The organism is Blautia sp. BCRC 81119 (assembly GCF_003184505.1).
Lineage (GTDB): Bacteria > Bacillota > Clostridia > Lachnospirales > Lachnospiraceae > Blautia_A > Blautia_A fusiformis.
In genome coordinates this window covers 16,322-29,919 of record NZ_QJHD01000010.1, presented here as the reverse complement: position 1 = coordinate 29,919, position 13,598 = coordinate 16,322, and the positions used below count along the sequence as shown (strand labels likewise).

General features: G+C 45.2%; 11 protein-coding genes. 8 read left to right on the top strand and 3 right to left on the bottom strand.

Annotation, left to right across the window (positions count from 1 at the left end; translation table 11 throughout):
• The first annotated feature begins 128 nt into the window (after positions 1-128).
• Genes DMI82_RS07700 through DMI82_RS07690 form a run of 3 tightly spaced genes read left to right on the top strand, consistent with a single transcriptional unit; the run spans position 129 to position 2,526 of the window.
• Positions 129-1,595: a UbiD family decarboxylase gene (locus DMI82_RS07700; protein WP_110102995.1), complete on the top strand. Its 1,467-nt coding sequence runs from the start codon at positions 129-131 to the stop codon at positions 1,593-1,595.
• Positions 1,592-2,161: a UbiX family flavin prenyltransferase gene (locus DMI82_RS07695; RefSeq protein ID WP_173733886.1), complete on the top strand. Its 570-nt coding sequence runs from the start codon at positions 1,592-1,594 to the stop codon at positions 2,159-2,161. Before DMI82_RS07700 ends, DMI82_RS07695 begins: the two co-directional genes overlap by 4 nt.
• Positions 2,146-2,526: a prenylated flavin chaperone LpdD gene (locus tag DMI82_RS07690; protein ID WP_110102993.1), complete on the top strand. Its 381-nt coding sequence runs from the start codon at positions 2,146-2,148 to the stop codon at positions 2,524-2,526. The genes DMI82_RS07695 and DMI82_RS07690 overlap by 16 nt, the downstream gene beginning before the upstream one ends.
• Positions 2,527-2,648: 122 nt before the next feature.
• On the opposite strand, the gene DMI82_RS07685 is transcribed toward DMI82_RS07690, so the two are convergent.
• Entirely contained in the window at positions 2,649-4,022 is a 1,374-nt protein-coding gene (locus DMI82_RS07685) for an MATE family efflux transporter (RefSeq protein WP_092070399.1), read from the bottom strand.
• A gap of 277 nt (positions 4,023-4,299) precedes the next feature.
• On the opposite strand from DMI82_RS07685, the gene DMI82_RS07680 reads away from it, so the two are divergent.
• The 3 genes from DMI82_RS07680 (at position 4,300) to DMI82_RS07670 (ending at position 7,638) form a co-directional block, all read left to right on the top strand.
• Complete coding sequence (locus tag DMI82_RS07680) at positions 4,300-5,790, top strand: AAA family ATPase (protein WP_110102992.1); 1,491 nt, start codon at positions 4,300-4,302, stop codon at positions 5,788-5,790.
• A 225-nt stretch (positions 5,791-6,015) separates the two neighbouring features.
• Positions 6,016-7,047 carry a LacI family DNA-binding transcriptional regulator gene (locus tag DMI82_RS07675; protein WP_110102991.1) on the top strand — a complete coding sequence of 344 codons (1,032 nt, stop codon included), beginning with the start codon at positions 6,016-6,018 and terminating at the stop codon, positions 7,045-7,047.
• Between the two features lie 87 nt (positions 7,048-7,134).
• Entirely contained in the window at positions 7,135-7,638 is a 504-nt protein-coding gene (locus DMI82_RS07670) for a gamma carbonic anhydrase family protein (RefSeq protein ID WP_059086860.1), read from the top strand.
• Positions 7,639-7,745: 107 nt separating this feature from the next.
• Here the strand turns inward: DMI82_RS07670 and DMI82_RS07665 are convergent, their stop codons facing one another.
• Both DMI82_RS07665 and DMI82_RS07660 read right to left on the bottom strand, forming a co-directional pair.
• Positions 7,746-9,128, bottom strand: a complete 1,383-nt coding sequence (locus tag DMI82_RS07665) for an alanine/glycine:cation symporter family protein (protein ID WP_021650672.1) — start codon at positions 9,126-9,128, stop codon at positions 7,746-7,748.
• Between the two features lie 216 nt (positions 9,129-9,344).
• Positions 9,345-10,253 (bottom strand): LysR family transcriptional regulator, encoded by a 909-nt coding sequence (locus tag DMI82_RS07660; protein WP_059085489.1) that lies wholly within the window; start codon positions 10,251-10,253, stop codon positions 9,345-9,347.
• Between the two features lie 114 nt (positions 10,254-10,367).
• Between DMI82_RS07660 and DMI82_RS07655 the strand changes: the two genes are divergently transcribed.
• The gene (locus DMI82_RS07655) at positions 10,368-11,672 is read left to right on the top strand and encodes an NCS2 family permease (protein WP_021650670.1); all 1,305 of its coding nucleotides are present in this window, start codon (positions 10,368-10,370) and stop codon (positions 11,670-11,672) included.
• A gap of 15 nt (positions 11,673-11,687) precedes the next feature.
• Positions 11,688-13,424: an adenine deaminase C-terminal domain-containing protein gene (locus DMI82_RS07650; protein ID WP_092070388.1), complete on the top strand. Its 1,737-nt coding sequence runs from the start codon at positions 11,688-11,690 to the stop codon at positions 13,422-13,424.
• Positions 13,425-13,598 lie beyond the last annotated feature (174 nt).

Genomic DNA, 13,598 nt, shown 5'->3' with positions numbered 1-13,598 from the left:
TTGGAAACAATTATATCATAGAAAGAATTGATTCACCATGTAAAAAAGAGATAAAATAACATAAGAAAATAAAGATGTTACTGAGAACGGAGTGAACAGTAATATAAAGATAACGCAGGAGGTTTTTTATGGCAGAAAAAGTAAGAGATCTGAGAAGTGCTCTGGCACTTCTGGAGCAGATGCCAGATCAGCTGATTGAAACAGAGGTGGAAGTTGATCCGATGGCAGAGCTTGCAGGGGTATATCGTTATGTAGGAGCCGGTGGAACGGTGAAGCGTCCCACAAAGGAAGGACCTGCCATGATCTTTAATCGTATAAAAGGACACCCGGATGCAAGGGTAGCTATCGGTCTTCTGGCAAGCAGAAAAAGAGTTGCTGCTTTACTTGACACTCAGCCGGAAAATCTTGGAAAGATGCTCTGCAAAAGCGTGGAGAATCCAATTCCACCGGTCGATCTTGAAGGCGATGCACCGTGTCAGCAGGTGGTGCATAAGGCAGCAGATCCGGATTTTGACCTCTATAAGCTGGTTCCTGCGCCAACGAACACACCGGATGATGCGGGCCCGTATATCACACTTGGCATGTGCTACGCCACACACCCGGATACTGGAGTTCACGATGTGACCATTCACCGTCTCTGCATTCAGGGAAAAGATGAGCTTTCCATTTTCTTTACACCTGGTGCCAGACATATCGGAGCAATGGCAGAGCGTGCTGAGGAGCTGGGACAAAGGCTGCCGATTTCTATCAGTATCGGAGTTGATCCTGCTATTGAGATCGGTTCCTGTTTTGAGCCGCCTACAACACCACTGGGGTATGATGAGCTGTCTGTAGCCGGTGCACTGCGCAAAGAGCCGGTGGAACTCTGTAAATGTTTAACCGTTAACGAGCGTGCCATCGCCAATGCGGAATACGTGATCGAGGGAGAAGTGATCCCGGGTGTGCGTGTAAAGGAAGATCAGAACAGCAATACCGGATACGCCATGCCGGAGTTTCCGGGATATACAGGGCCTGCAAGTGATCAGTGCTGGCTGATCAAGGTTACAGCAGTGACACATCGTGAAAATCCGATCATGCAGACCTGTATCGGGCCAAGTGAGGAGCACGTATCCATGGCGGGAATCCCTACAGAGGCCAGCATCTATGGCATGGTGGAAAAAGCAATGCCTGGAAGGCTTCAGAACGTATACTGCAGCAGTGCCGGAGGTGGAAAGTATATGGCTGTCCTTCAGTTTAAAAAGCTTTCTCAAAGTGATGAGGGAAGACAGCGTCAGGCTGCACTTCTTGCATTTTCCGCCTTTAGTGAGCTGAAAAATGTATTTCTGGTAGATGAAGATGTGGACTGCTTTGATATGAATGATGTACTTTGGGCGATGAATACGAGATTCCAGGGGGATGTGGATGTGATCACCATTCCGGGTGTCCGTTGTCATCCTCTTGATCCGTCCAATGATCCTGCATTTTCTCCAAGTATCCGTGATCATGGAATTGCATGCAAGACTATTTTTGACTGTACGGTGTCTTATGATCTGAAGGAAGATTTTCACAGAGCCCGTTTTATGGAACTGGATCCGGAGAAATGGCTGAAAAAATGAAAAAGAGAATTATAGTTGGTGCGACAGGTGCAAGCGGCCTGCCGCTCCTTGTAAAATGTCTGGAGATCATCCGGGAGAATCCGGATTTTGAGTCTTATCTGATCATGAGTTCCAGTGCAGAGATGACTCTTCGCCAGGAGACGGAGCTGGAACCGGAGGATGTGAAACGATTGGCAGATCATGTATGTGCACCGGGAGAGATCGGGGCAAAACCGGCCAGTGGTTCTTTCAAAACAGAGGGGATGCTGATCGTGCCCTGCAGCATGAAGACGATCGCGGGGATCCACAGTGGCTATGCGGATAATCTTATTCTGCGTGCGGCAGATGTGACGGTCAAGGAACAGAGAACACTGGTGCTGGCAGCCAGAGAAACACCGTTAAGCGGGATTCATCTCCGAAATCTTTATGAGCTATCCATGCTTCCGGGAGTACGGATCATTCCGCCGATGCTGACGTTTTATCATAAACCGGAGAGCATTGATGATATGGTGTATCATATTGCGGCAAAGCTTTTGGAACCGTTTGGGATCGAAGCAAAGGAGTATCGCAGATGGAATGGATTGTAAAAGAGTGTGTGGAGACTGCAGGCTGTAAGCTGGAGGTCAGTGCTGCATTTGTCGGAGAGGATGTGCTTATCTGTCTGAAAGGCGGAGAGAGACCTCATCTGGGATGTGTGGTGCAGACGGAACCGAGAGTGTCTCTGACAGGGGATGGTTCTGTGAGTGCGACTTCTTCAGTTTTGAATTTTCCGGGACATAAGGACGAGGTGATCTGCCGGTGGATGGCGGAGAAGGTTTCGAAAGAGCTGGGAAAGAGAGTGGTTTGCACCGGGGGATTTCATAAGGATGGTATTTCGGAGAAAGAGATCCGGGAGGTACAGGGAAGTGTTGTGCGTCTGACGGAGATGGTGATAGAAGGACTGCAGCGGTAGTTGAGTAACGAACGGCTGGAACCTGCTAAAGTTATTTTCCAAAAGTCCGAGACTTTCTTCGCTCAAACAGCGAATTTTTGAAAAATAACGCAGATTCCAGCCGTCTAAAATGTTTCTGTATTCTATTTATTTTCAAATATATTCTCGCGGGTAATATTCTTAGCCCACTTCCCACTAAGATACCTTTTGATCACCCATGGCCACTTCACAAATTCATCCGTACAGAGCAGAAAATACACCCACATAACCGGCAGCTTCAGTACAAAAGCAGCGAAGAATCCAAGGGGTACTGCATATACCCACATATCAATGGTATCACAGATCAGACCAAACTTTGTATCACCACCTGCCCGGAACACACCGGCGATCAGGGTTGTATTTACGGCAGACCCCATAATATAATAGCTGTTGATCAGAAGCATATATTTCAGATAATGCATGGCAGTGGGTGTCAGGGACGCAAATCTCATTACGAACGGTGTGATGGCAAGAACGATAAGTCCGCCCAAAAAACCTGCAATAACAGTAAGCTTCAGTGTTTTGGAAGCATAACGCCTGGAACGTTCCAGATCGCCCTGCCCCATAACATTGCCTAGAAGGATACCTCCTGCACTGGCAATACCGAAACAGAAAACAGAGCCGATATTACGGACTACTACAACCAGAGAATTGGCAGCAACCGCATCCGTACCAAGATGCCCCAGGATCACAGAGTACATGGAAAAACCAATACTCCAGGAAATATCATTGCCAAGAGCCGGCAGGGAAAGCCGCACGAAATCACTGAACAGCAGTTTGTTTTTTGTGAACATACATCGGAGATCCAGTCGGACATTTTTGCTGAAAGCAGAAATAATAAAACAGGCAATCAGCTCGATCATTCTGGAAAGTGCAGTAGCAATAGCCACACCGGTAGCACCAAGCTTGGGTGCTCCGAACAATCCGAAGATAAAAGTCGCATTCAAAAGGATATTCAGTCCAAATGCCAGCATATTCATCGCCATGCTGGTAGTTACCCGGCCAATGCTTCGAAGGACAGCCAGATAAACCTCCGTCATACCCCAGCAGATATAGGTGATACCCATAATGCGGATATAGGAAGAACCAATGGCCAGAAGCTCCGGATCGTTGGTGAACAGTCTCATCATCATCTGTGGCATGGTAAATGCAACGAGTGCCACGAGAACAGAGATGATCATGGAAAAACGAAGAGCGATTCCCTCGATGATCTGAATGGCTTTGTAATCTCCCTTTCCATAATACTGGGCACAAAGCAGGGTGGCTCCCGTACCAAGACCGTAATAAACCATAAACAGGACATTGGAATAATTCGCTGCCAGGGATACTGCGGAGATGGATGACTGACCTACAAAGTTCAGCATGATAACATCGGCGGAATTGACCGCTGCACTTAGCAGATTCTGAATGATGATGGGGATGACAAGCTTAACGATCTGTGGATAAAAATCATCCTGCTGTGAAAGTTGATTTCTCATTTCCTCCTCCAAAAAAATACAATTACAATGACGTGAAAAACAGTAAATCACATACATGGTAACTGTGTCAGCTTTCGTAAAAGTGAAAGCAGACATGATTGCACGATAACATAGTTTACAGGCAGTGTCAATCGGCAAACTGCAAAATTGTTTAAACAACTTACGGAAAAATGACGAATACAAAAAATGCATAAAAAATTATATCAGCAGTTGTTGAGATTTCCAATCCATGATAAACTGAATGAAGATATTTTTCAGAGAAAGAGGAGTAAAAAATATGCCAGTTTTTGATTTCAGCGCAGCGCCGGCAGATAAAAAAGAGACAAAAAGCCAGTGCACATATACAACATTTCGTTCTAATGAAACAAAAGCCACACCGGAGAAACCGATGCTGATCCTGGATAACAGCAAAAGAGAGTGGAAACATCATTCCTGCGGATATTTTTCCAATCCTGCGAAGCAGACTGCATTTGAGTTTAAGGAAGAGGACGGTGTTTTTCCGGCAGACATCCTGAAGATCGATTCCCGTTTTACAAGCCTGATCAAATGGCTCGGAGAAAATCATATCAACATCCGTCTTTCAGGACAGAATACAGAGGAAGGATATGCTGTTTACAAAATCCGTGAGATCGCTTTTGGCGGAGGCACCAAGCTTTCTGCTGAGGACGGATTTCTTCAGTTTATGATCGAGCGTCTGTTTGCAAGCAGTGCGCCGGCAGAAGAAAATGAGAACGATGAGGAGGAAGAAGACGGTGACGATATGAAGCTTACCAGTATTCAGAGTATCACCGACTTTATGAACTGTGCCGGAAAGACTATGCCGGATAATATCCGTCTCTGGGCAAGAAGAAATCTGGCAGTTGCCCGTTCTCATGAGGTTTCTCAGGAGGAAAGACGCCATGCCCAGAGAGCACTTTCCATCATGATGAATATTCAGTGGAAGCATAATTATTTTGAGTCTATTGATCCGAAGGAAGCACGTCGTATCCTGGATGAGGAGCTTTATGGAATGGAGCGTGTAAAACAGAGGATCATTGAGACGATCATTCAGATTAATCGTACTCATACACTTCCTGCCTACGGACTGCTTCTTGTAGGACCTGCAGGTACCGGTAAATCTCAGATCGCTTATGCAGTTGCAAGAATCCTGAAAATGCCGTGGACAACCTTGGATATGAGTTCGATCAATGATCCGGAACAGCTTACAGGAAGCTCTCGTGTTTATGCAAATGCCAAGCCTGGAATCATCATGGAGGCTTTTTCCATGGCAGGAGAATCCAATCTGGTATTTATCATCAATGAGCTTGACAAGGCTGCATCAGGTAAAGGAAACGGAAATCCGGCAGATGTGCTTCTGACACTGCTGGATAACCTTGGTTTTACAGATAACTATATGGAATGTATGGTTCCGACAGTTGGTGTCTATCCTATTGCCACAGCCAATGATAAGGCACAGATCAGCGCACCTCTGATGTCACGTTTTGCAGTGATCGATATTCCGGATTACACACCGGAGGAAAAGAAGATCATCTTTTCCAGATTTGCGCTTCCCAAGGTTCTGAAACGTATGAGTCTGAAACAGGAAGAATGTATCGTAACGGATGAGGCGCTGGACGCAGTAATTAAGAAATTTGAAGATACCACAGGAATCCGTGATCTGGAGCAGGCTGCGGAGCATATTGCGGCCAATGCCCTGTATCAGATCGAGGTGGATCATGTGAAGGCTGTAACCTTTACCCCCGAGATGGTACAGGAGCTTCTGGACTGACAAAGGGATCTGTTTTGCAATGATAAAAATGCTTCCGGAGATTTTTTCGGAAGCATTTTTGGCTGAGGGAATGCACCTGTTTATGCCGGGCCTGTCTGATCGTAAAGGAAAATTATAAAAATAATGAAATCAGGGATTGCCTGAGAAAGTGTAAATGTGTATAATGGGATAAAAGAGCGTGCGCGTGAACACAAAGCACACAGGAGAGGTTTTGGAGGGTAAAATATGGCAGTAACATTACAACAGATTGCGGAAGCAGCAGGAGTTTCAAGAGGCACTGTGGACAGGGCACTGAACAACAGAGGCCGTATCCGCCCGGAAGTAGAGGAAAGGATCAAAAGGATCGCCCGGGAGATGGGATATCAGCCCAGCCGTGCCGGTCGTGCCCTTGCCATGGCAAAGAGGAAAATCCGTATCGGTGTGATCCTTCAGTATATGGAGACTCCTTTTATGCAGCAGGTTTTAAATGGGGTCCTGGAAGCAAAAGAAGAAGTGGAGAGCTTTGGCGGAACAGTAAAGATCTATGAGATCGAGGGCGTGGAACCAGAAAAAGTAATGGCTGCAATGGAAGAACTCCGGGAAGAGGGCTTTAATGGAATCGCGCTGACTCCATCAGAAGATCAGCTTTTGAGAGCGAGGATCAATCAGTATCAGGAAGAGTATGGAATTCCGGTAGTTACCTTTAATGCGGATCTGGAAGATACAAAAAGGTTATGCTTTGTGGGACAGGATACCTTTCAGGCCGGTCGTACGGCAGCAGGCCTGATGGGGGAGATGACAGGCGGAAACGGGCAGGTTGCCATAATTTCCGGACAGGTTGCCAATCCTGGTCTGATCAGCAGGCAGAAAGGATTTACGACAGAGATTAAAGAAAGCTTTCCGGGAATCGAGATCGTGGATATAAGGTATTCTTATGATGACGAATGGGTGGCATCCAAGATCGTGGAAGAATTTCTGGAGCTATATCCGGAGCTGACCGGGATCTATATTACGGGTCATGGCGTAAAGGGTGTCTGCCAGACCTTGCAGAAGCTTGGAAAGGATAAAACCATGCATGTGATCGCCAATGATTTCCTGGAAGAAAATCTGAAATGGCTGAAAGAGGGGACGATCAATTTCCTTATCGGTCAGGATGCGGCTGTACAGGGACATTCTCCGGTGATTATTTTGTTCCAGCTTCTCTTTGACAGCAAGGCACCGGAAAAGGAATACCAGTATACAGATATTGTGATCCGGACGAAATATAATATGGGTTAAAAAGGAATTGCTGTTGCGTATAGAACCCATGATCAGAAATATCATATGGCAGAATCCTGTACAGGGAAAGCAGATTCAGGAGGAAAAATGAATTATAAAAATGTAAAGATCGCAGAAGGTGCCAGGATCGCAAAGCAGTCTGTGATCCTTGGAAATGTAACGATCGGCCGTGACAGCTGTGTATTATATTATGCGGTGATCCGCGGGGATGATGCGCCGGTAGTGATCGGAGAAGAAACAAATATCCAGGAAAACTGTACCATTCATGTGAGCCACAACATGCCGGTCCATATCGGAAACAACGTTACTGTGGGACATAATGCGGTGATCCATGGATGTACCATCGGAGACCGGACATTGATCGGAATGGGAGCCGTGATCCTGGATGGTGCAAAGATCGGAAACGACTGTATCATAGGAGCCGGCAGTCTTGTGACTAAAAATGCGGTGATCCCGGATGGTTCTCTGGTAATGGGAAGTCCGGCCAGGATCAAACGAAATCTTACCTGGGAAGAGAAGCTTGGTATCGTGGAAAACAGCAAAGAATATCTTGCTGTGTCCGAAGAGATGAAAGCACAGGATGTATTATAAAAAAGTGAAGAAGACATTTGTAAACGGACAGCTCCGACTGCTTTGTAATATGAGAAGCAGTCGGAGCTGTAACTTTGTTATATAAAATGCTTATATTTATCGTTTTTTTATTTATCGATCACTTCCACCGGTGTGTCATCCCGTGCATCCAGATCGTTGATATATTTTTTGGTCTCTTTTACGATCACATTGGAAAGCAGTAGTACTGCGATCAGGTTTGGAATAGCCATCAGTGCATTCAGGATATCCGCTACGGTCCATACCAGGTTCAGAGAAATAACAGGGGAGATGGCAGCTACCGCAATATACAGCACACGATAGGGGATGAGTCCCTTTTTGCCGGAGAAATACTCCACGCACCGCTCGCCATAATATGCCCATCCAAGGACTGTAGAATATGCGAAGGAAATGATACCCACTACAAGGATCACAGGACCAAGAACCGGGATCTGCTGAAAAGCCAGTGTAGTAAGAACACCGCCATCAGTGATATTTCCCATGTCGATCGAAGGATTTTTCATAATACTGGTTACCAGAACAAGACCGGTCATCAGACATACCACAACGGTATCCCAGAATGTACCGGTGCTGGAAACGAGAGCCTGACGAACCGGATTTCTTGTCTGTGCGGCAGCAGCGGCGATGGGGGCAGAACCCATACCGGATTCATTGGAAAAAAGTCCTCTTGCGATTCCATACTGCATGGCCATCATGATACCACGTCCTACAAGACCTCCTGCAGCAGCACCAGGGGTAAAAGCAAATTTGCAGATGGTTTTTACTGCGGGAATGATAAAATCGAAATTGATCCCCAGGATGATGATACATCCGATCACATAGAAAAATGCCATAAACGGAACAAGACGTTCACATACATTGGCGATGGATTTGATCCCGCCGAAAATAACAAGGGCAGTAAGAACTGCCACAGCAATGCCGATCGCTGCCGGCGAAATATGAAGGTTCTCATTACATACCGTTGCAATGGCATTGACCTGGGTAGCACATCCGATTCCAAAGGAAGCAAAGCCACCGAAAAAGGCAAAGATCAGACCAAGCCAGCGCATATTTAATCCGCGCTCTAGGGCATACATAGCACCACCCTGCATACGGCCGTCTTTGGTTTTGACGCGGTATTTTACAGCGATGAGAGACTCACTGTATTTGGTGGCGATTCCGAAGACACCGGTAAGCCAGCACCAGAGGACTGCACCGGGACCGCCAAGAGCAATGGCAGTACCGACACCGATGATATTTCCGGTTCCAATAGTGGAAGCAAGGGCTGTTGTCAGGGCGCCAAACTGGCTTACTTCACCTTCCGCATTGGTATCTTTGGTGACAGACAGGCGAATGGCGGTACCAATCTTACGCTGGATCACACCGGTACGGATGGTCATGAAAATATGGGTGCCCAGAAGTAAAATGATCATCCACCAGCCCCACACCAGACTGTCGATCTGGTTTATCACACTTCCGATTGCATTCATCATAGAAATCTCCTCCCTTTCTCAAAGCGAAATATCCGCAGGACTGCAGAAATAACACAAAGGCGTACAGACACAGGAAATATGTGCTGTACGCCCTTGTACGTTACGCTCTTAAGTTTTGATTATTGTGTCAATTATACAGGAATATTCAGAATAATGCAATAAAAATATTCCCTCTGAACAGAAGATTTTTTGCTTCAATATATGTTGATCAAAACACTACAGGACCTTCTTCGCAGTACATATAAAATCCCGGGCGTACTGTGGGAGATAGGTACCTCTTCGGTATGCAATTGTCAGTGTGCTGAAGACGCCATCTTCACCAATGGAAAAACAGGCTGGTTTTACAGGGAGGTCCATATTTTGAACATAGGTTTCCGGGGTGAAACACATACCAAGTCCTTGCATGCAGAGTTTGACACAGGTTTCTGTGTTGCGGCTCTGTATTGGCACATAAGGCTTGATATGGGCAGCTTTCAATGCTTCCAGCGAAAGCTGTCCGGTAGTCTGTTCCGGAAAATGCAGGATAAAAGGCTCTTCTGCCAGAAGTGAGAGATCAAGCTTCGGGTATATGCCGTGAGTGGATACACTGCCGGCAGCAGCCAATGGGTGCTCCGGAGGCATGATCAGAAGGATTTCTTCTTTTTTCAGCAGTTCGTATTCCAGCTTGGGGTGTTTATGTACTTCATTGAAAATGCCAAAATCAAGCTGATCATTGAGCAGAAGTTTTTCCTGGATAGAATATGCCTCTTCCAGGATATTGACCTTTACTTTAGGATATTTTTGAAAAAAAGAGGTCATGATCTGAGGAACCATACAGGTACTCCTCATCAGTGGGAAAGCAACGTTCAGTTCTCCTTCATTATTTTCTGTAAGATCTTTCAGCTCTTTTTCCCAGTCCTGTTGTATCTGCAGGATCTTTCGGGTATACTCCATATATTTGCGGCCCGCAAAGGTAGGTGTATAGCTGTTTCCGCTGCGGCTGAACAGCTTGGTCCCCATTTCTCGTTCCAGTTTCTGGAGATGCTTGGTCAGGGTTGGCTGGGAAATATAAAGCTCCTGTGCGGCTTTTGTAAGATTCTGATATTTGGCAATGCAGAGAATGTACTTCAGTTCATGATAGTTCATGTTTTCCTCCAACTATTCCATTTTGGCATAATTTTTATGTATAATATGAATTTGACTTCCTGATATGCATATTTTACAATACATCCTATCATCATATCAAGGGGGAAAAAATAAATGAAAAACTGGCTGGAAAAACAGTTCAGACTGTCTGAGTTCAATACAAATATAAAAACAGAACTTCTGGCAGGACTGACAACTTTTGTAACTATGGCGTATGTGCTTGCTACGATCCCAAATATTCTGGCAGGCGCCGGTTATGATAAACACACGACTCTGACAGCTATGATCATTCTGATCATTGTGACCAGCTGTGCAATGGCATTGGTTACCAATCGACCGTTTGCTCTGGCTCCGGGACTTGGAAGCGTTGGAATTATTGCATCTATGATTACCAATGAAGGCGTAAGTATGCCGATCGCAGCAGGTGTGATATTCTGGAGTGGTGTTCTTTTTATCATAATTTCATTCTTTGGTCTGCGAGAAGCCGTGGTACGTGTGATCCCGGTAAGCCTGAAACAAGCGGTTAGTGCCGGTATTGGTCTGTTTATCGCACTTCTTGGTGCAAAAAACTGTGGACTGATCGTGGCAAATGATGCAAAAAACTGTCTTTCCTTTGGAGATCTTGCATCTCCATCTGTGATCGTAGCAGTGATCGGATTTCTGATTCTTCTGGTGATCAAGGTACGAAATATTCCGGGTGGTATGATTCTTGCGATCCTGCTGACCACTCTGGCAGGAATTCCTTTCGGTGTTACACATGCTCCGGAATCCATTTTTGCATTTCCGGCAGGTATCGGCCATCAGTTCCTGAAAGTTGATTTTATGGGAGCGCTGAATTTTGCTTATATTCCATTTCTGATCGCTCTGTTTGTACCGGATTTCTTTTCTACATTCGGAACAGTTCTGGGAGTAGGAGCAAAGGCAGGCTATCTGGATAAGGATGGAAATCTTCCGGGTATTGATAAATGCTTTAAGGTAGATGCGATTGCAACAAGCTTTGGAGCATTGTTTGGAATGCCGAGTCTTACTACTTATCTGGAGTCATCTGCAGGCGTAGAAGCAGGAGGAAAAACGGGACTTACGGTTATTTTTACAAGCATTTTCTTCGGACTTTCGCTGTTTCTGGCACCACTGGCTCTTGTGATCCCATCTGCGGCAACCGGTCCGGTGCTGATCTATATCGGCATCAATATGCTTGGTGCTATGAGAAATATTGATTATTCGGATATTACAGAGTATATTCCGGCATTTTTATGTGTAACCTTTACGATTTTTGCAAATAATATCGCAAATGGTATCTGCGTGGCGCTTCCGGCTTATCTCGTTATGAAGATCGCAGCAGGAAAGATCAAAAAGGTTGAACCGGTCATGTATGTACTAGTAGCAGTCTGTCTGTTGTATTTTTATTCAATTATCTAAGGATGGTGAAATGGTATGGAGCAGGTTCATCTGCTGATCAAAAACGCAAAGGTATTTAATTCCTATCTTAAGAAATTCATATCTGCCAATGTTGCGGTGAAAGATGGAAAATTTTATTACATAGACAGAAAACAGGATACGGATCTTCAGACTGACAATGTGATCGATGCAAAGGGATCATACATGATTCCAGGACTGACAGATATTCACATGCATATTGAGAGTTCTATGGCCACACCGGCTTTTTTTGGAAAATGTGCAGGAGAAAATGGGGTGACGACGGTGGTTTCAGAGCCTCACGAAATGGCCAATGTCAAAGGGATCCGAGGGATTCTGGAAATGATCTCTGCGGCAAAGAATGCACCTATCGATATTTTTTACGGGATTCCAAGCAGCGTTCCGTCAACCAGTGAAAAGCTGGAAACAACAGGCGGGATCATTGACTGCAGTGCAATGAAGCATCTGCTGGAAGAAAAAGATGTGGTATGTGTAGGCGAAATCATGAATTACCGGCAGATCATCCGGGAAAATGATCTGGAGATCAGCCGGTTTCTGGAATATCTGAAAAAAGACCATCCGGGATATGTGATCGAGGGACACTGTCCGTCATTACTGGATCTGGATCTTGCAAAGTTTCTTTATCTGGGTATTAATGGTGATCATACAGAACATACTCTTGAGGAAGTAAAGCAGCGGATCGAAAACGGAATGTTTTTTGAGATCCAGGATAAAATGTTGAAACCGGAAATCCTGGAATATATCTGCCAGAACCAGCTCTACGAGTATTGTTCCTTTGTAACAGATGATACTATGGCAGATGTTTTGTATGAGCAGGGACCGCTGAATGCAGTGGTACAGAAAGCGATCGATATGGGATTTCCGATGGAACAGGCAATCTACTGTGCCACATATACACCATGTCAGCGGATGCATTTTTATGACAGAGGAGCTATCGCACCGGGAAAACTTGCGGACTTTATGCTGCTTAAAGATCCGTCCGTTCTTAAACCGGAAGCTGTATTCAAAAATGGTGTTCCGATTTATGCAAAGGATGAACCGCAGTTGCCGCTGTCTGCTTCCACATATGAATTTCCGGCAGATTTTTACCGGAGTGTACAGCTTCCGGAGATTTTTCTGAAAGATTTTCAGGTGAATGCTCCTTTTCAGGAAGGATATGCAACGGTTCGTGTGATAGAGATCAATCCGGATCGTACCCACACTACTGAAAAACTGGTGGAAATGCCGGTGAAAGCCGGAAAGATCTGTTGGGAAAACAGCGGATGTCTTCTGGCTATGGTGGTGGAACGTCATGGGAAGAACGGAAATATCGGCTATGGATTTCTTACAGGCTCCTGCTTGAAAAAGGGAACTGTGGCAACAACATATTTTCATGATCATCATAATCTCTTTGTGGCAGGAAGCTCTCCGGATGATATGTTATTTGCTGTAAATAGGATCCGGGAACTGCAGGGGGGATTTCTGACAGTAAAAGATGGAAGGATCCTTTCTGAACTTGCACTTCCGGTATGTGGGCTTTTATCCGAAAAATCAATCAGGGAGAATGGCCTTGCATTGAAGGCGGTAAGAAAAAGCCTTACAGATCTGGGATATGTGCATAATAATCCGATCATGTCAGTGGCAACACTTGGATTACCGGTAAGCCCGGCACTGAAGCTGACTGATAAGGGACTGGTGGATGTAAAAAAAGGAGAAATTGTTCCGCTGATCGTAAACACAAAGAAAAATAAATAACGTTGTTCTTATTGCAGCAATATAAGCCGGACGTGAGTTGCGGAAGGCAGCATAATAAGGCATAATAATCAGATATCGTTGTAAAAAATCTGCATTTTTCAATCTTATGATTGGAATCTGCAGATTTTTTGTTATAGAGAAAAAACAAAAATCATGGTAAAATAAAAATGCATG